Raw genomic sequence first — 24,130 nt, 5'->3', positions numbered from 1 at the left:
GCGGGCGAGGGGTTCGCGGGCCCGGACGGTGTGTCGGCGGCCGAGGGCGCGGCGCAGCGCGCGGCCGGCCCGCCGGGGCGGCGGCACGGTGCGGGCAGGGCGGGGTGTCCTGGACACGATGCGTGCTCCTCACGGCGGTCGGCGTGCGTGGGCCCCGTCGACTCCAATTTCCCCCGGCACCGCCCCCGGGCACAAGAGTCGGTCGGGCCGCCGGTGCGGGAGACTTCCGGTCCCGGGTCGGGTTCGGGGACGAGGACCTTCGTGCCGGGACGGGGACGTGCGCGCGGGGACCGGGACGTTCGCGCCGGGACGGGATGTTCTTGCCGGGACCGGGACGTTCGGCCCTCGGCGGGCCGGGGGTCGAGGGGGCAGGCTGGCACCGGCCGCGCCCTCCGTGCCGGGGGCGCGGTGGTCCGGCCCGCTGTGGGGGCTCGCCGGGCCGCCGTGCAGGGCGGGGGACGGGGTTCGGGGCCGTCCCCCGCTCGCGGCGTTCCTGGACCGGTCCTGGCCGGGCGTCAGCCGGTCGATGGCCGGTCGGCACGACATTTTCCCAGCTCAGCGCCGTATTCTCGCGAGCTATACACTCGGTGTATATCCCTGGTGTATGTTCCTCCCATGAGTGTTCCCCTCACCCTTCTCGGGCTGCTGGAGCGCGAGCCGAGCCACGGCTACGACCTCAAGCGCGACTACGACGCCTTCTTCGGGCGCGGCAAGCCCCTGCCGTACGGTCAGGTCTACTCCACGCTCGGCCGACTGGCCCGGGACGGCAAGGTCGTCGCCGGCGAGGCCGAGCCCGGCGACGGGCCCGAACGCAAGCGCTACGTCATCACCGAGGCCGGGGTGACCGAGTTCGAGCACTGGCTCGGCGAGCCAGTCGCCCCCGAACCCACCCTCCAGTCGGTGCTGTTCACCAAGGTCGTGCTCGCCCTGCTGCTCGGCCGCGACGCCGAGGCGTACCTCGACACCCAGCGCGCCGCCCACCTGCGCCGGATGCGCGAGCTCACCGAACTGCGCCGCACCGGCCCGCTGGTCGACGCCCTGCTCGCCGACCACGGCCTCTTCCACCTGGAGGCGGACCTCCGCTGGATCGACCTCACCACTGCCCGCCTGGACGCCCTCGCCGCGGAGGTACGCGCATGAGCCCCCTGATAGAAGCCCGCGACATCGAACTCGCCTTCGGCGAGACCCCCGCCCTGCGCGGCGCCAGCCTGGCCGCCGAGGCCGGGGAGGTGCTCGCCGTGATGGGCGCCAGCGGCTCCGGCAAGTCCACCCTGCTGCACTGCCTGGCCGGCATCCTCGTCCCCGACGCGGGCGAGGTGCACTTCGACGGACAGCGGATCGACCGGCTGGACGAGAACCGGCGCAGCGCGTTACGGCGGGACGCCTTCGGCTTCGTGTTCCAGTTCGGCCAGCTCGTCCCGGAACTGACGGCCGAGGAGAACATCGCCCTGCCGCTGCTGCTCGGCGGCGTCCGCCGGGCCGCCGCCCTCGCCGAGGCCCGGCCCTGGTTCGCCCGGCTCGGCCTCGACGGCCTCGGCGGCCGCCGCTCCGGCGAACTCTCCGGCGGCCAGGCCCAGCGGGTCGCGCTCGCCCGCGGCCTGGTCACCCGCCCCCGGGTGCTCTTCGCCGACGAGCCGACCGGCGCGCTGGACTCCCTCACCGGTGAGCAGGTCATGGAGCTGATGGTCGGCGCCGCCCGCGAACAGGGCACCACCGTCGTCCTGGTCACCCACGAACCCCGGGTCGCCGCCTACGCCGACCGCGAGGCCGTGGTCCGGGACGGCCGGGCCCGGACGCTCTCCACCGGGTACGCGCCGGTCGCGGCGGAGCGGGTCGCCCCGTGATCGCCTTCGCCCTGCGCCTCGCCGTCAGCGGCGGCCGCCAGGCCGTCGCCCGGCTGCTCACCATCACCGCCGCCACCGCCGTCGGCGTCGGCCTGCTGCTCTCCACACTCGCCGCAGTCAACGCCGTCGGAGCCACCAACGAACGCGTGCTCTGGGCCAACAGCGGCGCCAAGAGCCGCACCGAGAGCGCGGCCGTGGACCCGCTCTGGTGGCGCGACCACGGCCCCGAGTTCTACGACGGCAAGCGGCTGCTGTTCATCGAGGTCGCCGCCACCGGTCCCACCTCGCCGGTCCCGCCGGGCCTGACGAAGCTCCCCGCGGCGGGCGAGTACTACGCCTCGCCCGCCCTCGCGAAACTGATCCGCGAGACGCCGGCCGACCAACTGGCCGACCGCTTCCCGGGCCGGCTCGTCGGCGAGATCGGCAAGGCCGCGCTCACCTCCCCGGACTCCCTGGTCCTGGTCGGCGGCCAGGACCGGACGGCCCTCGCGGCCCGCCCCGACGCCCGACCGATCACCACCATCGCCGACCGGCTCCCGGCCTGCCACGCCGACTGCCCGGGCACCGGCGTCCGCGGGGACGCCATGACGCTCATCCTCTCGGTGGTCGCGGGCGCCCTGCTCTTCCCCGTGGTGATCTTCATCGGCACGGCCACCCGGCTCTCCGCCGCCACCCGCGAGCAGCGCTACGCCGCGATGCGCCTGGTCGGGGCGACACCCCGGCAGATCACCCTGATCGCGGCCGCCGAGTCCACCGTCGCCGCGGTGGCCGGCACCGTCCTCGGCTTCGGGCTCTTCCTGCTGCTGCGCCCGCTGGTCGCGGACGTCCCGTTCACCGGGGACCGCTTCTTCCAGGACGACCTCGTCCTCACCGTGCCGCAGGGGCTGGCGGTACTGGTCGGCGTCCCGGTGGCAGCGGCCGTCGCCGCCCGGCTCGCCCTGCGCCGGGTCACCGTCTCCCCGCTCGGCGTCAGCCGCCGCACCACCCCGAAGCCGCCGTCCGCCTGGCGGGCGGCGCCGCTGGTGGCCGGGCTCGCCGAACTCGCCTGGTTCGTCGGCCGCCGCCCGGACACCACCAACGGCCAGACCGCCGCCTATCTGACCGGCTTCCTGGTGGTCATGCTCGGCCTGGTGATCGCCGGCCCGTGGCTGACCATGGCCGTGGCCCGCCTGGTCGCCGCCCGGACGAGCCGCCCGGCGACCCTGATCGCCGTGCGCCGGCTCGCCGACGACCCCAAGGCCGGGTTCCGCTCGGTGGCCGGCCTGATCCTGGCCCTGTTCGTCACCACCGCCACGGTCGCCATCATCGGCACCATCGACACCAACCGCGGCGTGCTCAGCGGAGATCCGCAGACCCGGGTCGCGGTGGAGCACGGCGCCATGTCCGGCGAGCCGCCGATGACCGATGCCGTCCCGGACCGGGTCCTCGCGGACGTGCGGGCCGTGCCCGGCTTCCGGGGCCTCGCCGTCGCCCATGCCAACCCGGACGGCCTGGCCCGCGACCCCTCGGTGCCCAAGGACTTCCCCCCGCCCGTGCTGGCCCTCTGCTCCGACCTCGCGCAGGCCCCGGTGGTCGGCCACTGCGCCCCCGGTGCCGAGGTCGCGGCCGTCGAGCCGTTCGGCTTCCTGGACCTGGTGTCGCAGGAGACCACCGAGTGGCCGACCGCGCCGATCACGGCGGAGGCCGCCGCCCGGCTGCCGGTGCAGTCCCTCTATGTGACGACGGACGGGGCGACGGTCACGAAGGAGCGCGTCCGCACGGTGCTCAGCCGGGCCTTCCCGGACTACCACGCCCGGATGGTCCAGGACTGGGGCTCCACCCAGCAGCAGGAGCTCGCCGGCTGGCGGCAGCTGGCCGACGTGGTGCTGCTCACCACCCTGCCGATCGCCGGCTGCAGCCTGGCGGTGAGCGTGGTCGCGGGTCTGTCCGACCGGCGTCGGCCGTTCGCGATGCTCCGGCTCACCGGGGCGCCGCTGCGGATGCTGCGGGCGGTGATCGGCCTGGAGAGCGCGCTGCCGCTGTTGGTGGTGGCGGCCCTCGCGATCGGGACGGGGTTCGCCGCGGCCGCGATGTTCCTCAAGTCGCAGATGGACTACGACCTGGTGTCGCCCGGCGGGGTGTTCTTCGGCCTGGTGCTGGTCGGGCTGGCGTCCTCGCTCGGGATCATCGCCTCCACGCTGCCGCTGCTGAAGCGGATCACCGGCCCGGAGGCGGCCCGCAACGGCTGACCTCCGGCCCGGTGCGACGCGTGGGCCCGGCCGGATCCGCGTGAACCCGGCCGGACAAGCGCGAACCCCGCTCCCTCGAAACGGGGGAGCGGGGTTCGCGTGCGTGCGTCCCGGCCACTTTGCAAAGCCGCTCCGCACTTTGCAAAGTGGCGGGCGACTTTGCAAAGTGCGGGGAGTCACCCGGGCGGACCGGCGCCGGGTCAGTCCCGGACGGCGTACGCGTGCGTTCCCGGCCGGGGCGCGAAGCCCAGTTCCGCCCGCCAGGCGCCCAGCACCAGCCCGGACGGGTAGAACATCGGCTCCGGCAGCGCGTCCAGCGGCAGCCGCTCCCAGCCGCCGCAGGAGTGCGGCTCGGTGACCACCGCTTCCGCGAGGCTCGGCGGGGCGAGCACCGCGGCGGTGAGCCGGGGGCGGCCCAGCTCGTGGTCGAGCACCAGCGCCAGCACCCGCATCTCCTCGGCGGGGAGCACGATGCCGGTCTCCTCCGCGAGCTCGCGCGCGGCCGTCCGCTCGAAGGACTCGCCGGGGTCGACCTTGCCGCCGGGCAGGCTCCAGGTCGGCGGCTCGCCGGCCGTGGTGCGGCGGCCGATCAGCACCCGGCCGTCCCCGGTGGGCACGATCACTCCGGCGCCGAGCAGCGGTGCGTGGGTCACGTCGGGGTTCCTCCGAACGGGCGACAGGGCGACGGTGCGGCAGGGGCGGTGGGTCCGGCAGGGGTGGTGGGTCCGGCAGGTGCGGCAGGACGCCGCGGTGACGCGACGCCCTGCCGGACGGCTACCAGGCGGAGCGGTCGAAGTCCTTCAGGAAGCACCCGAAGAGGTCCTCGCCCTGCTCGCCGCGCACGATCGGGTCGTAGACCCGGGCCGCGCCGTCGACCAGGTCGAGCGGGGCGTGGAAGCCCTCCTCGGCGAGGCGCATCTTGTCCGGGTGCGGGCGCTCGTCGGTGATCCAGCCGGTGTCGACGGCGGTCATCAGGATGCCGTCGGTCTCGAACATCTCCTGCGCGCTGGTACGGGTGAGCATGTTCAGCGCGGCCTTGGCCATGTTGGTGTGCGGGTGGCCGGCGCCCTTGTAGCCGCGCCGGAACACGCCCTCCATCGCCGAGACGTTGACCACGTACTTGCGGCGGGAGGCCGAGGCGGCCATCGCCGGGCGCAGCCGGCTGATCAGGATGAACGGCGCGGTGGAGTTGCAGAGCTGCACCTCCAGCAGCTCGACCGGGCCGACCTCGTTGACGGTCTGCACCCAGCTGTTGGTGTCCGCGAGGTCCGGGACCAGGCCGCCGGCGTCGATCGCCGTCCCGGCCTGGATCCGCTCCGGCGTCGCCGAACCGGTGACCAGGGCGAGCGAGGTGACGTCCTCGGCGGAGATCCGCTCGGCGCTGTCCGAGGCCTGGTGCGGCAGCGCGGGCAGGTCGACGCTGCCGCTGTTGAACCGGCCGATGGTGGTCGACTGCGGCAGCTCGCCGGCCGGCAGCGGCGCCGACTCGGCGGCGACCAGCTCCCGGTAGGACTCCGGCGGGCGGCGCACGGTCTGCGCGGCGTTGTTGATCAGGATGTCCAGCGGACCGTCCGCGGCGACCTCGTCGGCCAGCGCCATCACCTGGGCCGGGTCGCGCAGGTCGATGCCGACGATCTTCAGTCGGTGCAGCCACTCGGCGCTGTCCGGCATCGCGGTGAAGCGGCGGATCGCGTCGTTGGGGAAGCGGGTGGTGATGGTGGTGTGCGCGCCGTCGCGCAGCAGCATCAGCGCGATGTACATACCGATCTTGGCGCGACCGCCGGTCAGCAGCGCGCGCTTGCCGGTCAGGTCGGCGCGGGCGTCGCGCCGGGCCCGGTTCTTGGTCGCACAGCCCTGGCAGAGGTTGTGGTAGAACGCGTCGACCTCGATGTAGCGCTGCTTGCAGATGTAGCAGGAGCGGGGGCGCTCCAGGATCCCGGCGATCTCCGTGGTGGTGACGGTGGTCAGGCCGAAGGCGCCGGCCGTCTCGTCGTCGATCCGGCTCGGGGCGCCGGTCGCGGTGCGCGCGGTGACCTCGCGGTCGTTGGCGGTCTTGCGGGCCCGGGTCTCCTGGCGGCGGCGCTGCTTGAGGGTGCGGAATATGCCGCCGACGGCCTGGCGGACGGTGATCGCGTCCGGGTGGTCGACGTGCAGCTCGTCCAGCTCGGCCAGCACCTCCAGGCAGAGCCGGAGCCGCTCGGGGTCGAGGCCGGGGCCGTAGTCGATCTCCTCGATGTCCTCGTCGCCCCGCCGCTGCCCGCTGTCCACGCCCGCTGTTGCCGTCGATCCCGCCGCCATGCCTCTGCCGTTCCCGCTCGCCTCGCCGATCACGGCGTCCGCCGCGTCTACCGCGTGAATGCTACGGGAGCGGCCCCGGCCGGGGCGAAAGCCCGGGACTTGGAGGATCCTCCATATCTACGCGCGAAGCTTTGATCATGGCTTGTACGCAGCCCCAGCAAACGGCGGCCAGCTGGCGTTTGTCCTACCGGTACCGGAGAATCGAACGTTGGGTGCAGGGGCGCCCGAGTGCGCCCTGCGGCCGTGCCGCACCCGCACCCGAGGTGTAATTTCTCCCAGCCAGAGAGCCCCGTTTCATGCGCTTCCTGAACGACCTCATGCCCTCGTACGACCTTACGTACGACGACGTATTCATGGTCCCCAGCCGATCCGCCGTGGGCTCCCGCCAGGCTGTCGACCTGTCCTCCAACGACGGCACCGGCACCACCATCCCGCTGGTCGTGGCCAACATGACCGCCATCGCCGGCCGCCGGATGGCCGAGACCGTCGCCCGCCGCGGCGGCCTGGTCGCCATCCCGCAGGACATCCCGACCGAGGTCATCGCCGAGGTCGTCGGCTGGGTCAAGCAGCGCCACCTGGTGCACGACACCGCCATCACCCTCGACCCCGGCGCCACCGTCGCCGAGGCGCTCTCGCTGCTGCCCAAGCGCGCCCACGGCGCGCTGGTCGTGGTCGAGGACGGCCGCCCGGTCGGCGTCGTCACCGACTCCGACTGCCAGGGTGTCGACCGCTTCACCTCGCTCGCCGAGGTGATGTCCCGCGACCTTCTGCTGCTCGACGAGGGCATCGACCCGCGCGACGCCTTCGACAAGCTCAGCGAGGCGCACCGCAAGCTCGCCCCGGTCGTCGACGGCGACGGCCGCCTGGTCGGCCTGCTCACCCGCAAGAACGCGCTGCGCGCGACCCTCTACACCCCGGCCGTCGACGCCGCCGGCAAGCTGCGGATCGCCGCCACCGTCGGCATCAACGGCGATGTGGCCGGCAAGGCCAAGGCCCTGCTGGAGGCCGGCGCCGACACGCTCGTCGTGGACACCGCGCACGGCCACCAGGAGTCGATGATCAGCGCGCTGCGCGCCGTGCGCGGGCTGGACCCGCAGGTCCCGATCGTCGCGGGCAACGTCGTCTCCGCGGCCGGTGTGCGCGACCTGGTCGAGGCCGGCGCGGACATCCTGAAGGTCGGCGTCGGCCCGGGCGCCATGTGCACCACCCGGATGATGACCGGCGTCGGCCGCCCGCAGTTCTCCGCCGTGCTGGAGTGCGCCGCCGAGGCCCGCCGCCTGGGCAAGCACGTCTGGGCCGACGGCGGCGTGCGCCACCCGCGCGACGTCGCGATGGCGCTGGCCGCCGGCGCGTCCAACGTGATGGTCGGCTCCTGGTTCGCCGGCACCTACGAGTCGCCCGGCGACCTCCAGACCGCCGCCGACGGCCGCCAGTACAAGGAGTCCTTCGGCATGGCCTCCAAGCGGGCCGTGAGCAACCGCACCGCCCAGGACTCCTCGTACGACCGTGCCCGCAAGGCGCTGTTCGAGGAGGGCATCTCGCACTCCCGGATGTTCCTCGACCCGGCCCGCCCGGGCGTCGAGGACCTCATCGACTCCATCGTCGCGGGCGTGCGCAGCTCCTGCACCTACGCGGGCGCGGCCAGCCTGGAGGAGTTCCACGAGAAGGCCGTGGTCGGCATCCAGAGCGCGGCCGGCTACGCCGAGGGCAAGCCGCTGCACTCCAGCTGGGCCTGATCACCGCAGCCGGGGCCTGATCACCGCCCGGCGCGCGTCGTGTCGGTGGCCGGTCTGCTCCTCGCCACGGGGAGCAGACCGGCCACCGGCGTTCCGGGCACCGGTGCGGCGGCGGTGGGCGCGCCGCCCACCGCGGGCTCCCGCAGGCCCAGCGGCAGGAGCAGGGCGCGGCCGAGCAGCCCGACCGCCCCGTCCAGCGCCGCCGCGCACGCCCGCGCCGCCGCCGGCCGCCCGCGCAGCCCCCAGAGCAGCTGCACCGAGCCCCAGGCGGCCTCCCGCGCGGTGCCGACCGACCACGCCCCGATCCGGTGCGTCATCGGCTCCAGCCGCTCCAGCACGTCGGGCCCGGGCATCAGCTGCTCGCGCACGGCCGTCTCGACCTCCGCCAGCAGACCGTTGATCCGGTGGTAGTCGTCCTCCAGTTGCTCCGGCTCGCGGCCGAGCCGCAGGCAGGTGTCGACGACGGCGAGCGGCAGGTCGTGCTGGATGTGGGCGTTCATCCCGGCCAGCGCGAACTGCAGCGGGTGCACCTCCGGGTCGGCGCGCTGCTCGAACAGCGGCCGCCAGCAGGCCGGTGGCCGCCGCCCCGCCGCGACCGCGTCCACCGCCAGCAGGTAGCGCCCGGCGAAGAGCACGTCCAGCTCGGCCACGGCGGGCGGATCGGTGAACCCGCCCAGTCCGGTCCGGACGCCCTCGGTGACCGTCAGATACATCCGGTTGAACACCGCCACCCCGTCGGTGGGCGGGAGTCCGGCCGCGATCGCCCGTAGCCGCCGGACCACGCCGTCGATCCCCCGCGCCCCGTCCGGGCTTCCTGTGGGCACCCCGACCATCCGTCACTCTCCGATGTCGATCGTGTATTGATCGCATCATCGTGACAGCAGTGGGGGGTGTCGCACCGGCGCCGCGCCTCAGCCCAGGTCGTACTCCAGGACGTACGTGTGCCGGCCCTCCTCGTCCACCTCCAGCTCGAACACCCCGGTGATCCCCGCCAGCTCGCCCGCGCCCGTGCCCGCGACCACCCGGATCGCCAACCGCTCGCCGTGGCTCCCCGGCGCCGAGTGCTGCAGCACGAACGACCCCTGCCGCCCGTCCAGCGCGCCCGTGAACCGCTCCACCGCCACGTACGCGGCCGGGCCGCCCGCGCCGTCCAGCACCGACAGCATCCGCACCACGCTCGCGCCGGTCAGCCCACCCGTGAACTCCTTGGTGAGCCGGACGCGGCCGAGCGTCGCGCCCGGCTGCTCGTCCGACTCCTCCGGCTCGAACGCCGTCACCTCGAAGGCCCCACTCGCCCTGCCGCCCATCGCACCGTCCCCTCGACGAAAGCCCGTGCGCCCGGCCGGTACCGACCGCGGACCCACCCTCGCACGCACCACCGACAACCGCCCCGGAACGGCCGGCGGGGCCGGCGGATCGGCGGGCCGTTCGGGCTGGCGGGGGTCAGCGGTCCCAGCGGACGGCGAGCGCGGCGGCGTCGTCGGCGAGGCCGCCCGGGGAGACCCAGGAGGCGAGGTCGGGCAGCAGGGCGTCCATCAGGTCCTCCGGGGTCCCGGCCGGGAGCGCGGCGAAGCGGTCGGGGAGGGGGTAGAACTCGCCCGCCGTGTCACGGGCCTCGGAGACCCCGTCGGTGTACAGCAGCAGCAGGTCGCCGGGCCACGGGTCGACCGGCTCGGCCGTGTAGCGGCCGTCGCCCAGCAGGCCGAGCAGGCCCAGCGGCGGGGCGTGCCGGGTGGGGACGAGTTCGGTGACCCGGCCGCCACGGCGCAGCAGCGGGTGCGGATGGCCGCAGTTGACCAGCAGGGCCGCGCTGTCCCCCCGGTCCACGGCGAGCAGCACCGCGGTCACGAACCGTCCGTCGGCGGGCCGCCCGGCCAGCGCGGCGTCCAGGTGCTCGGCGAGCCGGGCGAGGTCCGGTTCGGTGCGCGCCGCCGTGCGGAAGGCGCCGAGCACGTCCGCCGCCGTCTCGACGGCGGGCAGGCCGTGGCCCTGGACGTCCCCGAGCAGGATCCGGATCCCGAACGGCGTGTCCACCACGTCGTAGAGGTCCCCGCCGATCCTCGCCTCGGCGGCCGCCGCCATGTACCGGACGGCGATCCGCAGCGGCCCGATCCGTTCGGGCGGCGGGCGCAGCAGGGCCCGCTGGGCGGCCTCGGCGACGGTCCGCACCTGGAACAGCTCGCGCTCGCGGGCGGCGATCAGTACGACGTTGGCGGTGCTGGCGAGGGTGGTGGCGGTGATGGTGATCAGCGAGGCGAGGTGGACGGAGAGCGGCAGGTGGGAGTTGGCCTCCTCCAGCAGGCCGGCCACGACGACGGCGGCCGCGCCGGTGGCGAGCGGCACCCGGGCCCGGCGGGTGGTGGCCCCGACCAGGACGGGCGCGGCGGCGAGCACGGGGGAGAGGGTGCTGCCGGGGCCGGTCAGCAGGTCCGTCACGACGGCCCCGACCAGCAGCAGGAAGGCGCCGCCGAGCAGCAGCCTGGTCCGCCGCGGCAGCCGGGGCAGCGGCACCCGGCCCGGTGCCTCGGCGCCCTCGGGGCCCTCGCCGCTCGCGCTCACGCACCCGCCTCCAGGCCACTCGACGGTCCGACGACTCGACGGCGGCGCCCGCAGGAGTGCCGCCCCCTCCGTCCACTCTCCACCGCCGCCCGCCCCACCGGCATCCCGGCGGCCCGCCCGCGCGCATTCCGGCTGCCCTCCGGCCGGGGGCCGCCCTCCGCCCGCCGTCCGTCCGGGGGTCGCGACGAACTAGGCTGACGGACGCGATGAGACGTAGGAGCGCGGCCCCGACCTCCCCCCTGCCGCAGCGGCAGGGGGTCGATCCGGTGCACCTGCGGCTGCCGGTGACCGGCGGGCCGTGGGAGACCGTGCGGGAGTACCTGGGGGAGCGGCTGCCCGCGGTGGCGGCGGAGCGGGTGGACGGGCTGCTGCGGGCCGGCGAGGTGGTCGGCGAGGACGGCCGGTCCGTCGGTCCGGCCGACCCGTTCCGGCCGGGTGCCCACCTGTGGTTCTACCGGGAGCTGCCGGCCGAGGTGCCGGTCCCGTTCGAACTGGAGGTGCTGCACCGGGACGAGCACCTGGTGGTGGTCGACAAGCCGCACTTCCTGGCCACCACGCCGCGCGGTCGGCACGTGGTGGAGACGGCGCTGAGCCGGCTGCGGCACACGCTGGACCTGCCCGCACTGAGCCCGGCGCACCGGCTGGACCGGTTGACGGCGGGGCTGGCGATGTTCGTGGTGCGGCCGCAGGACCGTGGCGCCTACCAGTCGCTGTTCCGGGACCGGCTGGTCCGCAAGGAGTACCGGGCGGTGGCGGCCTACGACCCCGCGGTGGAGCTGCCCCGCACCGTGCGCAGCCACATCGTGAAGGAGCGCGGGGTGATCGCCGCCCAGGAGCTGGACGCGCCGCCGAACAGCGAGAGCCGGATCGGCCTGCTGGAGCGGCGCGGCGGCCTGGGCCACTACCTGCTGCGGCCGTCCACCGGCCGCACGCACCAGCTGCGGCTGCACATGAGCGGTCTGGGCCTGCCGATCCTGGGCGACCCGGTGTACCCGGTGGTGCTGCCGGAGCCCGCCCCGGACGACTTCCGCCGCCCGCTGCAGCTGCTCTCCGCCGCGATGGAGTTCACCGATCCGCTGACCGGCCGTCCGTGCCGCTTCGAGAGCCGCCGGACCCTGGCGGCCTGGTCGGACCCGGAGTCCTGGTAGCCCGTCTGCCGCGCATTCCGCGCCCGCCGCGCATTCCGCGCCTGCCGCGACTGTCCGCCGCGCCCGCGCGCCCGGGTCCGCGCGGGCCTTCTCCCGGAGCCCCGAACGGAGTAATTTAGTTGACCTCAGCTAAATACTCCCGGGCCCGGCCGGGGCCCGGCCCATCCGGGGGAGGACGGGGCGATGGACGTCGACGCGGACCACCCGCGCTACAAATGGGTGGCGCTCTCCAACACCACGCTGGGCATGCTGATCGCCACGATCAACTCCTCGATCGTGCTGATCTCGCTGCCCGCGATCTTCAACGGCATCCACCTGGACCCGCTCCGGCCCGGCAACGTCGGCTACCTGTTGTGGATGCTGATGGGCTACATGCTGGTCACGGCGGTGCTCGTGGTCACCCTCGGACGGCTCGGCGACATCTGGGGCCGGGTGCGGATCTACAACGCCGGCTTCCTGATCTTCACCCTCACCTCGGTCGTCCTCTCCCTCGACCCGCTCCAGGGCGGGGGCGGTGCGCTCTGGCTGATCGGCTGGCGGGTGGTGCAGGCGGTCGGCGGCGCCATGCTGATGGCGAACTCCGCCGCGATCATCACCGACGCCTTCCCCGCCCGGCAGCGCGGCATGGCCCTGGGCGTCAACATGGTGGCCGCGATCGCCGGCTCCTTCGTCGGGCTCGTGCTCGGCGGACTGCTCGCCGAGTGGAACTGGCGGTCCATCTTCTGGGTGAACGTGCCGATCGGTGTGATCGGCACCGTCTGGGCCTACCGCTCGCTGCGCGAGACCGGCGTCCGCCGCCCGGGCCGCATCGACTGGTGGGGCAACATCACCTTCGCCGTCGGCCTGACCGCGTTGCTCGCCGCGATCACCTACGGCATCCAGCCCTACGGCGGGCACACCATGGGCTGGACCAACCCGTGGGTCCTGGCCGGGCTGCTCGGCGGCGCCGCCGTGCTCGGCGTGTTCTGCGTGGTCGAGAGCCGGGTCGCCGAACCCATGTTCCCGCTGCGGCTCTTCCGCGACCCGGTGTTCACCGGCGGCAACCTCGCCACCCTGCTGGGCTCGATCGCCCGGGGCGGCCTCCAGTTCATGCTGATCGTCTGGCTCCAGGGCATCTGGCTGCCGCTGCACGGGTACGACTACGCCGACACCCCGCTGTGGGCGGGCATCTACCTCGTCCCGCTCACCGTGGGCTTCCTCGCCGCGGGGCCGGTCGCCGGATACCTGTCCGACCGGTTCGGGGCCAGGCTCTTCGCCGCGGGCGGCCTGCTGGTGATGGCCGCCTCCTTCGCCGGACTGCTCGCCCTGCCCACCGACTTCGGGTACCCGGCGTTCGCGCTGCTGGTCTTCCTCAACGGCCTCGGCGGCGGCCTGTTCGCCGCGCCCAACACCGCGCTGGTGATGTCCAGCGTGCCCGCCGCCGACCGGGGAGCCGCCTCCGGCATGCGGGCCACCTTCCAGAACGCCGGCATGGTGCTCTCCATCGGCGTCTTCTTCTCGCTCATGGTCGCCGGCCTGGCCGGTTCCCTGCCGCACACCCTCTCCGACGGGCTCACCGCCCAGGGCGTGCCCGCCGCGGACGCCCACGCCGTCGCCCAACTGCCCCCGGTCGGCACGCTGTTCGCGGCGTTCCTGGGCTACAACCCGGTCCGTGAACTGCTCGGCCCGCAGGTTCTCGCCCAAGTGCCCGCCGGTAACGCGGAGACGCTCACCGGCCGGGAGTTCTTCCCCCACCTGATCTCCGGCCCGTTCCACGACGGCCTGATGGTGGTGTTCTCGCTCGCCATCGCGATGTCGCTCGTCGCCGCCGTCGCCTCGCTGCTGCGCGGGCGCACCGGCCGGGCCCCGGCCGGCCCGGGGGCCGGGGGCGGTAGCGGCGGAGCGGGGAAGCCCCGCGCGGCGACCGGGGGAGCGCGCTCGTGACCACCCCCGAACCCCAGGGCCCCGACGCCCCGGACGCGGCGGCCGTCGCCCGGTTGCGGCTGGTGATCGCCCGCCTGCACCGCCGCCTCGCGCAGTCCTCGGCCGGCCAGGAGTTCACCTTCGCCCAGCAGTCCGCGATCGCCAGGATCGAGCAGCACGGACCGCTGCGGCTCGGCGAACTCGCCGCCCTGGAAGGGGTGTCCGCGCCCTCCATGACCCGCACCGTCGGCTTGCTGGTGACGGCCGGGGTGGTCGAACGGCTCCCCGACCCCACGGACGGCCGGTCCTTCCTGGTGGCCGTCGCCCCGGCCGGCGCCGAACTGCTCGCGGGCATCCGCCGACAGCGCTCCGAACTCCTCGCCCGCCGGATGCAGACCCTCACCCCGGACGAACAGGCCGTCCTGCTCGCCGCCCTCCCGGTCCTGGAACACCTGCTGGCGGCCGAGGAAGCCTGACGTCGCCGGTCCCAGGACATCCGGCGCCGTCCGCCGGTGCGGCGGCGCCGTCACCGCTCCGACAGCCCCGGTGGCAGCTCGAGTTCGAACCACACCACCTTGCCGTCCGGCGTCTGCCGGGTGCCCCAGCGGTGGGCGAGTTCGTTCACCAGGTGGATGCCGCGACCGCCCTCGTCCTCCTCGTCGGCGCGCCGCATCCGGGGGGTGCCGGCGTCCCGGTCGGCCACCTCCACGGTCAGGGTGCGGTTGCACAGCAGCCGCAGCTGGGTCGGCGAACCCGCGTGCACCAGTGCGTTGGTGATCAGTTCGCTGGTCAGCAGCTCGGCCCAGTCGGCCAGTTGCGCCAGCCCCCAGCCGGTCAGTGTCTCCCGGGTGAACCGGCGCGAGTGGGCCACCATCGCGTGGTCGTCGTCGAGCGCGAGGGTGGCGATCCGGTCCGAACCGACCGGCCGGGCCTGCGCCATGATGACCGCGATGTCGTCCTCGCTGCTGCGGCCGGTGAGTTCGGAGAGCACGGCGTCGCAGGTCTGCTCCAGCGAACCGCGCCGGTCCGCGATGGTGCGGCACAGCAACTGCAGCCCCTCGTCGAGGTCGCGGCCGCGCCGTTCGACCAGGCCGTCGGTGTAGAGGGCGAGCAGTCCCTCCTCGGGGAGGGTGAACCCGACGCTCTCGAACGGGACTCCGCCGACCCCGAGCGGCGCGCCGGGCGGCAGCTCCAGCAGCCGGGCGTTCCCGGCGGTGTCGGCCACCACCGGCGGCAGGTGGCCGGCGCAGGCGGCGGTGCAGCTCCGGTCGACGGGGTCGTACACGACACAGACGCAGGTGGCGAACTGGCCCTCGCCGATCGCCGTGGTGGCCTCGTCCAGCCGCTGCATCACCCGGTCGGGCGCCAGCTCCAGGGTGATCAACGTTCTTGCCACGGTACGCAGTTGCCCCATGGTCGCGGCCGCCCTGATGCCGTGCCCCATGACGTCGCCGACCACCAGAGCGACCCGGCCCGAGGAGAGCGGGACGACGTCGAACCAGTCCCCGCCGACCTCGCTCACCACACTGCTCGGCAGATAGCGGTAGGCGATCTCCAGCCCCAGCGTGCGGTGGATCTCCTGCGGCAGCAGGCTGCGCTGGAGGGTGAGCGCCGTCTCCCGCTCGCGCCGGTAGAGCCGGCCGTTGTCGATGGCCAGCGCGGTGCGGCCGACCAGCTCCTCGGCCAGCGCGCGGTCCGCCGGGCCGAACGGCAGGGGATTGCGGGTGCGGATGAACTCCGCACCGCCCAGCACCAGTCCGCGTGCCATCAACGGCACCATCAGGTACGAGTGCACGCCCGCTTCCAGCCCCGGCTGCACCCGGTCCTCGGAGGCGACGATCCGGCGCAGCGCCGCCTCGTCGACCTCCGACACCAGGATCGAACGCCCGGTGCGCAGGCTCTCCGCGTACACCTTGGCCGACTGCGAGGTCTCGCCGACCGCGTCGGCGGCGTCCGACATCAGCCCGTCGGCGTCCAGTTCGCCGACCGCCACCGCCCGCATCAGCACCGAGCCGTCCGGCGGCACGGGCGCCGGGTCCTCGCCGCCGAGCACCGCCTCGCGCAGGTCGACGGTGACGAAGTCGGCGAACCGGGGGATCACCACCTCGATCAACTCGTGCGCGGTGCGGTGGAGATCGAGGGTGGTGCCGATCCGGTTGGACGCCTCGTTGAGCAGCGACAGCCGCTGCTGCGCGGCCCACGCCTCGTCGAGCGCGCGCTGCCGGGCGGCCGCGGCGTCCCGCTCCCGGGTGAACAGCAGCGCGTTGTCGATCGAGACGGCCGCCCGCGCCGCCAACTCCCCGGCCAGCGCCAGGTCGTCGTCCTCGTACGGGCGCTCCAGCACCGTCCGGTAGAACGCCGCCACGCCGACCGGCGAACCGCGGGCGATCAGCGGCACCACCATGAACGAGCGCACCTGCTGCTCGTGCACCGCCGCGGCCCGCACCGGATCGTCCCGGAACCAGGCCATCCCGGCCTCGTCCATCCGCGGGACCAGTACCGGACGGCGGTGGCGCAGCGCCCAGGCGTAGGGGGAGGAGGGCGGGAAGCGGTGCACCCCGCCGCTGCGGTCGATCGGGCGCAGGGTGGAGCGGTCCGCCGAGTGGAAGGCCATCCGCCGCAGCAGCGCCGAGCCGTCGCCGGACGGCCGCGCCTCGCGCTCGCCGCGCACCAGGTCGTCGAGCACCTCGACCACCACCGTGTCGGCCAGCCGGGGGGTCGCCACGGCGGCCAGTTCCTCGGCGGTCTGGGTGAGGTCGAGGGTGGTGCCGATCCGGGTGGAGGCCACATTCACCAGGGCGAGGCGCTCCTGCGCGGCCTTGGCCTCGCGCAGCGCCTGCTGGCGGGCGAGCACGATCTGGTGCTGGCGCAGGTAGAGCCGGGCGTTGTCGATGGCCACGGCGGCCCGGGAGGCCAGTTCGTCACCGAGCGTGATGTCGGCCTCGGCGAAGGACTCCCGTTCGCCGCGCCGGGAGTAGACGATCATGCCGAGCGTGGTGCCGCGTGCCACCAGCGGGGTGATCCGCACCGAACGCGGACGGTCGCCGAGGAACGCCTGCCGGCGACTCTCGGTGATCGCGTCGCTCAGCGGTGGCAGTTCCCAGGACGGCACCACCACCGTCCGCCCGGTGGCCAGCGCCCGCGCGTACGGGGTGTCCGGGTTCACCTCGTACACGGTGTCGACCGGCAGCGCCTCGGCCGGGTACAGCGGATCGGAGGTCGCCAGGGCCAGCCGGCGCACGTGCTGCGGCGCGGTCGGGTCCAGCGGCTCCACGGTGCGGCCGGCCGCCAGCGCCTCCAGGGCGAAGACGCCGCTGATGTCGGCCACCTTGGGCACCATGGCGTCGGCCAGCTCCCGGGCGGTCTGCCGCAGGTCCAGCGTGGTGCCGATCGAGGCGGAGGCCTCGACCAGCAGGGCGAGCCGCTCCTGCGCGCGCGCGGCGCGGGCGTCGGCCCGGAAGCGCTCGGTGATGTCGATGATGGTCGAACTCACGCCGAGCACCTGCCCGCCCGGCTCCTCCAGCCGGAAGTAGGAGGCGGACCACGCGTGGTCGTGGGTCGGGTCGCCCGGGGTGCGGCCGTGCGAGCGGGCGTCCACCACCGGTTCGCCGGTCTCCAGCACCCGGCGCATCACGGCCTCGCTCTCGGCACCGTTGATCCCGGGCAGCAGCTCGGTCAGCCGGTGCCCGAGGTGCCGCTCGACCGGCAGCCCGTTGACCCGGGCCAGCGCCTCGTTGATCCGTACGAAGGCCAGCTGGGCGTCGTAGACGGCCATCCCGACCGGCGCCTGCGAGAAGAAGCCGTCCAGTAGTGCCAGGTCCGCCTGGATCCGCTCCAGCGTGGTCACGTCGGAGGCCACCGCGAGTACCAGCGGGCTGCCACCGGGACCGGCGATCGGATGGGTGCGGAACTCCAGGTTGACGTGGTGCCCGTCCCGGTGGCGCACCGGGAACACCCCGGACCAGCCGTGGCCGTCCAGGATCCGCTGGAACAGCTCCAGCACCTCCGGCCGGTCCTCCTCGGAGGCCAGCAGCTGCGCGGCCCGCGCGCCGATCGCCTCGGCCGCGGAGTAGCCGAGCAGGGCCTCGGCGTCACCGCTCCAGTGCAGGATCCGCCCGTCCGCCTCGATCAGCGCGGTGGCGATCGGCACCATCAGCAGCGCGTCCGGGCCCTCGGCCGGTTCCGGGCGCACCCCGTCCCCGGACGGCACCCGTCCGGGCCCGCCGGCCTCGTGCTCAGGACGCTCGTTCACCATGCTCGGTCACCATGGCCAGCACCGCCCGGAGGTCGTCCCCATCAGCCCTGCCATCCTCCCACGCCCCCCACCGACCCCGCACGACACACCTGCTGCGAACGGTGTCGGCACGGGCGGGATCCGCGTTCCGGACAGGCCGGGAGGAGGTTCGCCGCTCCAGTTCTCATGGGCCGCCGGGCCGGCGACCACCGGTGGTCGGCCGCCGCCTCAAGGAGTGGCGGTCGGTGCCTGCGGCGGTGGCGGGTTCGCTTCCCGGACGACCTGCCGGCCGGTTCCCGGGGTCGAGCTCGTGAGGTGTCGGACTCCGGTACCCCGGAGGGTCACGAGCACGGTGTGGACCTGGCCGACCGGCTCGGTCAGGTCCTCCGGTCGGTCGGTGCGAAACGCGGTTCTCCCTGCTCGGGCCACGCTACTGGCCCGGGAAGGTGGCGCGGGTGGTCTGGAGGGTGCGGAGGAGGCGGACGGCGGGGGTGTCGACGGAGCGGCGGGTGTTGGCGAGGACGATGACGCCGACCTGGCGTTCGGGGTCGAAGGCGACGAAGGAGCGGTAGCCGCCCGTGCCGCCGTTGTGCCAGATCTGGAGGTGGCCGCCCTGGCGGGCGTGGAGGCGGTGGCCGAGCCAGCCGAGGTGCATCCAGGCGACCGGGTTGACCCGGTGCCGCACCTCGCGGGTGAGGGCGATCGCGGGGCCGAGCGGTGCGGAGCCGGTGTCGCCGGCCAGTTGGGCCTGGAGCAGGACCGCCAGGTCGGCCGCGGTGGAGCGCAGGCCGCCCGCGCCGGCGAGGTCGGCGAGCTGCCAGGCGGGGACGGGCCGTCCGCCGGTGGTGTGGCCGGGGGCGAGCCGGGCGGTCTGCTCCGGGGAGGGCTCCAGGACGGTGTCCCGCAGGCCGAGCGGTTCGCAGATCTCCCGCCGGACGAGTTCCCCGTAGCCGACGCCGGCCCGGTGGGCGAGGGCGAGGCCGAGGAGTCCGGCGCCGAGGTTGGAGTAGCGGAAGCTGCGGCCGGGGGCGGCCCGGAGCCTGGTCCGGCCGAGGCCGGTCAGCAGGGCGTCGGCGGTGCAGTGCGCGTACGGGTCGGGCTTGTTGGGGCTGAGGAGGGAGGACAGCAGCATGCCGGCGGGCAGCCTGGGCAGGCCGGAGGTGTGGGTGGCGAGGTGCCGCAGGGCGAGCGGCTCGGGGCCCTTGGCCGGGACGGCGGCGCCGGCCGGGAGGGCGTCGGCGAGGACCTCGGCGAGCGGGTCGTCGAGGGTGACGGTGCCCGCCAGCGTCAGCCGGGCGAGCGCGAGCGAGGTGAAGACCTTGGTCACCGAGCCGATCTCGAAGAGCGTGTCCGGTCCGGGGGGTCCGCCCGCGGCCCCGGGGCCGGTGCGTCCGGCGCCGCGGATCTCCACCGTGCCGCGGGCGAGCCCGGCGACCACCGCGCCGACCTGTTGGCCGGCGAGGCGGTCGGCGGTCTGCTGGACGAGGCTGCCAAGATCGTTCATGAGTCCGAGCCTAGGAGGGGCGGGACGGTGGTTTCGTCCACCGCGGCGACGATTTCGGCACCCGCCGCTCGTCCCCCGGAGGTACGGCGCCGCCGTCCCGCCGGTCCGTCAGCAGCTCAGGTTGTTGCCGGGGACGGTGCCGAGCAGCTGGGTGAAGCGCTGGTAGGCGTTGATCCGGCTCTGCACCTGCGCGGGGTTGCCGCCGTTGCACTCCAGCGAGCCGTTGATGCTGCGGATGGTCTCGCCGAAGCCCGCGCCGTTGACCATGGCGTTGTGGGGGGTCATGGTGCCGGGCCCGTTCTGGGTGTTCCAGTACCAGAGCGCGGTCTTCCAGGCCACGGCCGGGTCGGTCTGCACCAGGTTGGGGTTGTGCAGCAGGTCGATGCCGAGGGCGTCGCCGGCGGCCTTGTAGTTGAAGTTCCAGCTCAGCTGGATCGGCCCGCGCCCGTAGTAGGCGGCCTGTCCGGCGGGGCAGCCGTAGGGCTGGGAAGTGTCGCAGTAGTGCGGGTAGTTGGCGGTGTTCTGCTCCACCACGTAGACCAGCGCGCCGGTTTCGTGGTTGACGTTGGCGAGGAACGCCGCGGCTTCCTGCTTGCGCACGGTGTCGGTGCCGGTGGCGGCGAACGCGGGGTACGCGGAGAGGGCGTCGATCAGGCCCTGGTAGGTGTAGAAGGGGTTCCGGTTCGGGAACATCTGGTTGAACTGCGCCTGGCTGACCGGGAATCCGCCGGGGTTGACGGTGCCCGTGGGGGTGGGCGTTCCGGTCGGGTTCGGGCCGGTGCCGCAGCCGCCCTGGTCGGACCAGACGCCCGAACCGCCGGTGCTCGGCGGCTCGTTCTGGGTCCACCACTTGGCGAGCCAGTTGTGGCCGTTGTACGAGACGGCGGCCCCGCCGGTGTAGACGGCGGAGGAGTTCCAGGGCGTCGCGCAGACGGCGGCGCTGGCGTTGGCGGCGGGCAGCAGCAGGATCACCGCGAGCGCCGTGAGGACGGCGGAGAGCAGTGCGAGCAGGCGTTTCGTGGACACTTGATCACCCCTTGTGCGGTGGGGGCCGCACGGTCGTGGAGGACGGGACGTCGGGGCAGGGGAGCCGGGGCCCCGCGTTGGGGGGCGCGTCGTGGGGGACGGGCCGACCGGGGTGCGGGCCGGGTGCGGGGCTGTTCCAGACTCAAGCGGAGTGGTCTATACCTGTCAAGGGGGTCGGGGCGAATCGCCCGGAATGCGCCCGTCGGCGGGTGGACCGGCGGCGCCCCGACGGCCTGTCATGGCCCGGCTGCCGGGTCTGGGAGGATGTCCGGGTGGATCAGACCCCCGACGCCGACGCCCGGTCGGGCCCCGGCGCACCGATCAGGTCGGGCATCCCGGAGCACGGCCGGGTGCCCAAGTACTACGCCGTCAAGGGCCAGCTGGAGGCGCTGCTGGACGAGCTCGGCGAGGGGGGCGTGCTGCCGACCGAGCGCGAGCTCGCCGCCCGCTTCGAGGTGGCCCGGGAGACCCTCCGCCAGGCCCTGCGCGAGCTGCTGATCCAGGGCCGGGTCCGGCGGCGCGGCCGCAGCACGGTGGTGGCCGGCCCCAAGCTGGAGCAGCCGCTCTCGCTGGCCAGCTACACCGAGGGCGTGCGGCGCCAGGGCCGGGTGCCGGGCCGGACCCTGATCGGGCTCGAACGACTCGGCGCCGACCCCCAGTTGGCCGGGCAGCTGCGGATCGACGCCGGCGATCCGGTCTGGCACCTGGAGCGGGTGCTGCTCGCGGACGGCGAGCGGGTGGGCCTGGAGAGCACCTACCTGGCGGTCGGGCGGGTGCCGGGGCTGGAGGAGGAGTTCGACCCCGGGTCCTCGCTGTACGCGTACCTCGGCGAGAAGGTGGGCATCTCCTTCGGCGCCGCGGACGAGCGGATCGAGACCGTGCTGGCGACCCCGCGCGAGGCGCTGCTGATCGGCACGCCGCCCGCCCTCCCGATGCTGCTGCTGCACCGGCTGACCAGGGATTCCGCCGACCGGCCGGTGGAGCGGGTCCGCTCGCTCTACCGGGGCGACCGCTTCAGCTTCACCACCCGCCTCGAGGCGGACTGACCTTCCCCCGGCCCCTCCTCCGGCCCCCTCCTCCGACTTCCTTCACGGGTCGGCCTTGATCACAGAAAGATAACTGGTCTGGACCGAATTCGGGCGTTGTTCACACCCGGGTCGGAAACCCGGCGACCCCCGGCCATCCGCTGCTCCGACCGTAGTCACCGCCCCGTTCCGCGCCATGACGACGCATCAGGAGAACGACGTGAACGCCCGGACCCCCGCCGCGCAGCACACCCACGCCACCCCGCAGAGCCCCGCCGCCCCCGGACTGTCCCGCCGCGGCCTGCTCCTCGGCACCGCCGCCGCGGCCCTCGCCGCCGGCCCGCTGGCCGCCACCGCCGCCCGCGCGGCCACCGCCGTCGCTGCCGCCGCCCGCACCCCCAAGGTCCTGGTCATCGGCCTGGACGGCACCATGCTCACCCGCATCAAGGACTCCGGCGCCCCGAACCTCGCCGCCCTGATGGCCGGCGGCCTCACCGCCGCGAGCAGCCTCTACACCAGCCCGATGGCCGGCACCTCCTCCGGCCCCGGCTGGTCCACCATCGCCACCGGCGTCTGGCCGGACAAGCACAACGTCCTCGACAACAACTTCACCGCCCCCGCCTTCGCCACCTACCCCGACTTCCTGACCCGGGTCGAGACGGCGAACCCGGCGCTCTCCACCTACGTGGTGGCGTCCTGGGCGCCGATCGCCGACACCATCTACTCCGGCCGGGTCGACACCCGGGTCGCCACCCCGTCCGCCGAGTACGACACCGGCACCACCTCCCGCGCCGTCGCCCGGCTGCGCGACGGCAACCCCGACGCGGTCTTCGTCCAGCTCGACAACGTCGACCACGCCGGCCACAGCAGCGGCTCCGCCAGCCAGGCCTACCTGGACGCGATCCGGGGCGTGGACACCCAGGTCGGCCAGATCCTCACCGCCGTCCGCGGCCGGGCCGGCTACGCCCAGGAGGACTGGCTGGTGATGATCACCGCCGACCACGGCCACACCCCCACCGGCGGCCACGGCGGCTCCACCTGGGAGGAGCGGCAGACCTTCGTGATCGCCAACGGCTCGGCGTTCCCGGCCGGTTCGGTCCGTTACGACGTGCGGATGGTCGACATCGCGCCCACCGCCCTGGCGCACCTCGGCATCACCGCCGACCCCGCCTGGGGCCTCGACGGCACCCCGATCCCGGCCCTGGTCCCGGACGACTTCGACGCGCTGCGCCCGCAGCTCACCGGCCGGGTCGACGAGACCGGCATCCCGGCCGGCGTCCTCGGCTTCACCCGCACCGCGCCGGCCGGCTGGTCCGTCGACAACTCGGCGATGGGCACCGGCGGCGTCACCGAGTGGCGCGGCTGGTCGTTCACCACCGACGAGTTCTGGACCAAGGCCCAGCGCGACCAGAACCGCGAGCTCAACGTCCGCTCCCGCAACGTCTTCGCCGTCGCCGACTCCGACGAGTGGGCCGACAAGACCTTCCAGGGGAACTACGACTCCACCCTGGTCAGCCCGGAGTACCCGGTGGCGGGCCGGAGCAGCGTCCCGGTCACCTTCAACACCTTCTACCGGCCGGAGGGCGTGCAGACCGCCCGGGTGCTCGCGGTCTGGGACGGCGGCACGCCGGTCGAGGTGAAGAGCTACACCGCCGACACCAACGGCCGCCAGCGGCTGGACCTGGCCGTCCCGGCGGGCGCGAGCCGGCTGCGGCTGCGCTTCCGGTACACCGGCAGCAACAACTGGTACTGGGTGGTCGACAACGTCCGGGTCGGCTGAGCCGGAGGGCCGGACCTGAGGCCGGGCGGCTCCGGCGGCAACGGCTTCAGGGGGCGAGCGCGGCGCGCAGCCGCTCGGCGACCAGCGCCGCGTCCGCCTCGTCGGAGTACGCCCGGCGCGGCCAGAAGAAGCCGCGCAGCCCGTCCTTCGGGTTGCGCGGCACCACATGGACGTGGAGGTGCGGCACCGACTGGCTGACCCGGTTGTTCGCCGCGACGAAGCTCCCCGCCGCCCCCAGTCCGAGTTCCACCGCGGCCGCCACCCGCCGCACCCGCAGGAAGAACGGGCCCACGTCCGCCGGCGGCAGGTCCGTGAGGGTGGGGCGGTGGTCGCGGGGGACCACCAGCACATGGCCGGGGAAGAGCGGCCGGCGGTCCAGGAAGGCCACCGCCACCTCGTCGTCCAGCACCCGGTGCGCGGGCTCCGTGCCGGCGACCACCGCGCAGAAGACGCAGTCCATCCGTCCATTCAACCGGCCCCGGGCCGCCCCGGCACCCGCTCCGGCCGGGGTCACCCGTCCGGACCCCGAGCGGGTGCGGGCCGACGGCGCCCGGGCGCACCGTGCAGGTGGGGCGCGCGGCGCGTCCCGTCGACGAGGAGGTGGCCCGGATGGCGGGCAAGTTCGAGGTGTACGAGGACGCCGGCGGCAAGTTCCGGTTCCGGCTCAAGGCGGGCAACGGCGAGATCGTCGCCACCGGCCAGGGCTACGCGAGCAAGGACGCCGCCCACAAGGGCGTCGAGGCCGTCCAGCGGGCGGCGAACGGCGCGAGCGTGGTGGACGTCGCCAAGTCCGGGGCCGCGGCCTGACCCCGGCGGTCGTGCGGGGCCGGACGGGGCGGCACGAGC

Annotated in this window: 19 protein-coding genes; 10 read left to right on the top strand and 9 right to left on the bottom strand. The window is 74.4% G+C overall.

Annotated features, from left to right (window positions below; translation table 11 throughout):
- Positions 1-615 precede the first annotated feature (615 nt).
- Genes BI06_RS29625 through BI06_RS29615 form a run of 3 tightly spaced genes read left to right on the top strand, consistent with a single transcriptional unit; the run spans position 616 to position 4,072 of the window.
- Positions 616-1,140: a PadR family transcriptional regulator gene (locus BI06_RS29625; RefSeq protein ID WP_030396397.1), complete on the top strand. Its 525-nt coding sequence runs from the start codon at positions 616-618 to the stop codon at positions 1,138-1,140.
- Positions 1,137-1,844: an ABC transporter ATP-binding protein gene (locus tag BI06_RS29620; RefSeq protein ID WP_043472633.1), complete on the top strand. Its 708-nt coding sequence runs from the start codon at positions 1,137-1,139 to the stop codon at positions 1,842-1,844. Before BI06_RS29625 ends, BI06_RS29620 begins: the two co-directional genes overlap by 4 nt.
- Entirely contained in the window at positions 1,841-4,072 is a 2,232-nt protein-coding gene (locus BI06_RS29615) for an ABC transporter permease (protein WP_043472630.1), read from the top strand. Before BI06_RS29620 ends, BI06_RS29615 begins: the two co-directional genes overlap by 4 nt.
- A gap of 200 nt (positions 4,073-4,272) precedes the next feature.
- Here the strand turns inward: BI06_RS29615 and BI06_RS29610 are convergent, their stop codons facing one another.
- Both BI06_RS29610 and BI06_RS29605 read right to left on the bottom strand, forming a co-directional pair.
- Complete coding sequence (locus tag BI06_RS29610; protein WP_051742102.1) at positions 4,273-4,725, bottom strand: NUDIX hydrolase; 453 nt, start codon at positions 4,723-4,725, stop codon at positions 4,273-4,275.
- Between the two features lie 121 nt (positions 4,726-4,846).
- Positions 4,847-6,370 carry an SDR family NAD(P)-dependent oxidoreductase gene (locus BI06_RS29605; protein ID WP_078880375.1) on the bottom strand — a complete coding sequence of 508 codons (1,524 nt, stop codon included), beginning with the start codon at positions 6,368-6,370 and terminating at the stop codon, positions 4,847-4,849.
- 296 nt (positions 6,371-6,666) lie between these two features.
- Between BI06_RS29605 and BI06_RS29600 the strand changes: the two genes are divergently transcribed.
- Entirely contained in the window at positions 6,667-8,106 is a 1,440-nt protein-coding gene (locus BI06_RS29600) for a GuaB1 family IMP dehydrogenase-related protein (RefSeq protein ID WP_043472627.1), read from the top strand.
- Positions 8,107-8,126: 20 nt separating this feature from the next.
- Here BI06_RS29600 and BI06_RS29595 read toward each other — a convergent pair whose 3' ends face one another.
- From BI06_RS29595 to BI06_RS29585, 3 genes are all read right to left on the bottom strand, one after another.
- Positions 8,127-8,930 carry a DUF5995 family protein gene (locus BI06_RS29595; protein ID WP_341845508.1) on the bottom strand — a complete coding sequence of 268 codons (804 nt, stop codon included), beginning with the start codon at positions 8,928-8,930 and terminating at the stop codon, positions 8,127-8,129.
- 87 nt (positions 8,931-9,017) lie between these two features.
- On the bottom strand, positions 9,018-9,413 hold the full coding sequence (locus tag BI06_RS29590) for a DUF3224 domain-containing protein (RefSeq protein ID WP_030396390.1): 396 nt from the start codon (positions 9,411-9,413) through the stop codon (positions 9,018-9,020).
- A gap of 136 nt (positions 9,414-9,549) precedes the next feature.
- Entirely contained in the window at positions 9,550-10,665 is a 1,116-nt protein-coding gene (locus tag BI06_RS29585) for a PP2C family protein-serine/threonine phosphatase (protein ID WP_043472625.1), read from the bottom strand.
- A gap of 206 nt (positions 10,666-10,871) precedes the next feature.
- Here BI06_RS29585 and BI06_RS29580 point away from each other — a divergent pair, with 206 nt between their 5' ends.
- From BI06_RS29580 to BI06_RS29570, 3 genes are all read left to right on the top strand, one after another.
- Positions 10,872-11,813: a pseudouridine synthase gene (locus BI06_RS29580; RefSeq protein WP_043472622.1), complete on the top strand. Its 942-nt coding sequence runs from the start codon at positions 10,872-10,874 to the stop codon at positions 11,811-11,813.
- 183 nt (positions 11,814-11,996) lie between these two features.
- The gene (locus BI06_RS29575; protein WP_233290317.1) at positions 11,997-13,736 is read left to right on the top strand and encodes an MFS transporter; all 1,740 of its coding nucleotides are present in this window, start codon (positions 11,997-11,999) and stop codon (positions 13,734-13,736) included.
- Positions 13,733-14,191 (top strand): MarR family winged helix-turn-helix transcriptional regulator, encoded by a 459-nt coding sequence (locus BI06_RS29570; protein WP_043472619.1) that lies wholly within the window; start codon positions 13,733-13,735, stop codon positions 14,189-14,191. The genes BI06_RS29575 and BI06_RS29570 overlap by 4 nt, the downstream gene beginning before the upstream one ends.
- Positions 14,192-14,241: 50 nt before the next feature.
- Here the strand turns inward: BI06_RS29570 and BI06_RS29565 are convergent, their stop codons facing one another.
- The 3 genes from BI06_RS29565 to BI06_RS29555 form a co-directional block, all read right to left on the bottom strand.
- Positions 14,242-17,970: a SpoIIE family protein phosphatase gene (locus BI06_RS29565; protein ID WP_051742099.1), complete on the bottom strand. Its 3,729-nt coding sequence runs from the start codon at positions 17,968-17,970 to the stop codon at positions 14,242-14,244.
- A gap of 409 nt (positions 17,971-18,379) precedes the next feature.
- Positions 18,380-19,453 carry a serine hydrolase gene (locus tag BI06_RS29560; protein ID WP_051742097.1) on the bottom strand — a complete coding sequence of 358 codons (1,074 nt, stop codon included), beginning with the start codon at positions 19,451-19,453 and terminating at the stop codon, positions 18,380-18,382.
- 108 nt (positions 19,454-19,561) lie between these two features.
- On the bottom strand, positions 19,562-20,479 hold the full coding sequence (locus BI06_RS29555) for a glycoside hydrolase family 19 protein (protein WP_030396383.1): 918 nt from the start codon (positions 20,477-20,479) through the stop codon (positions 19,562-19,564).
- 272 nt (positions 20,480-20,751) lie between these two features.
- Here BI06_RS29555 and BI06_RS29550 point away from each other — a divergent pair, with 272 nt between their 5' ends.
- Positions 20,752-21,525 carry a GntR family transcriptional regulator gene (locus BI06_RS29550; RefSeq protein WP_043473449.1) on the top strand — a complete coding sequence of 258 codons (774 nt, stop codon included), beginning with the start codon at positions 20,752-20,754 and terminating at the stop codon, positions 21,523-21,525.
- Between the two features lie 175 nt (positions 21,526-21,700).
- A complete protein-coding gene (locus BI06_RS29545; protein ID WP_199523358.1) occupies positions 21,701-23,284 on the top strand; it encodes an alkaline phosphatase family protein in 1,584 nt (527 codons plus the stop codon).
- 46 nt (positions 23,285-23,330) lie between these two features.
- On the opposite strand, the gene BI06_RS29540 is transcribed toward BI06_RS29545, so the two are convergent.
- Entirely contained in the window at positions 23,331-23,744 is a 414-nt protein-coding gene (locus tag BI06_RS29540; protein WP_030396380.1) for an HIT family protein, read from the bottom strand.
- A 149-nt stretch (positions 23,745-23,893) separates the two neighbouring features.
- Between BI06_RS29540 and BI06_RS29535 the strand changes: the two genes are divergently transcribed.
- Complete coding sequence (locus BI06_RS29535; protein WP_030396379.1) at positions 23,894-24,091, top strand: DUF1508 domain-containing protein; 198 nt, start codon at positions 23,894-23,896, stop codon at positions 24,089-24,091.
- Positions 24,092-24,130 lie beyond the last annotated feature (39 nt).

The organism is Kitasatospora sp. MBT66, from assembly GCF_000710405.2.
Lineage (GTDB): Bacteria > Actinomycetota > Actinomycetes > Streptomycetales > Streptomycetaceae > Kitasatospora > Kitasatospora purpeofusca.
This window is presented reverse-complemented; position numbering and strand designations above follow the sequence as displayed.

What these genes read in the sequence shown, in the direction of transcription:
- BI06_RS29535 (WP_030396379.1), top strand. Translation starts at nt 23,894, where the DNA reads ATGGCGGGCAAGTTCGAGGTGTACGAGGACGCCGGCGGCAAGTTCCGG.
- BI06_RS29575 (WP_233290317.1), top strand. Translation starts at nt 11,997, where the DNA reads ATGGACGTCGACGCGGACCACCCGCGCTACAAATGGGTGGCGCTCTCC.
- BI06_RS29565 (WP_051742099.1), bottom strand. Translation starts at nt 17,970, where the DNA reads ATGGTGAACGAGCGTCCTGAGCACGAGGCCGGCGGGCCCGGACGGGTG.
- BI06_RS29560 (WP_051742097.1), bottom strand. Translation starts at nt 19,453, where the DNA reads ATGAACGATCTTGGCAGCCTCGTCCAGCAGACCGCCGACCGCCTCGCC.
- BI06_RS29625 (WP_030396397.1), top strand. Translation starts at nt 616, where the DNA reads ATGAGTGTTCCCCTCACCCTTCTCGGGCTGCTGGAGCGCGAGCCGAGC.
- BI06_RS29590 (WP_030396390.1), bottom strand. Translation starts at nt 9,413, where the DNA reads ATGGGCGGCAGGGCGAGTGGGGCCTTCGAGGTGACGGCGTTCGAGCCG.
- BI06_RS29620 (WP_043472633.1), top strand. Translation starts at nt 1,137, where the DNA reads ATGAGCCCCCTGATAGAAGCCCGCGACATCGAACTCGCCTTCGGCGAG.
- BI06_RS29605 (WP_078880375.1), bottom strand. Translation starts at nt 6,370, where the DNA reads ATGGCGGCGGGATCGACGGCAACAGCGGGCGTGGACAGCGGGCAGCGG.
- BI06_RS29540 (WP_030396380.1), bottom strand. Translation starts at nt 23,744, where the DNA reads ATGGACTGCGTCTTCTGCGCGGTGGTCGCCGGCACGGAGCCCGCGCAC.
- BI06_RS29580 (WP_043472622.1), top strand. Translation starts at nt 10,872, where the DNA reads ATGAGACGTAGGAGCGCGGCCCCGACCTCCCCCCTGCCGCAGCGGCAG.
- BI06_RS29600 (WP_043472627.1), top strand. Translation starts at nt 6,667, where the DNA reads ATGCGCTTCCTGAACGACCTCATGCCCTCGTACGACCTTACGTACGAC.
- BI06_RS29545 (WP_199523358.1), top strand. Translation starts at nt 21,701, where the DNA reads ATGACGACGCATCAGGAGAACGACGTGAACGCCCGGACCCCCGCCGCG.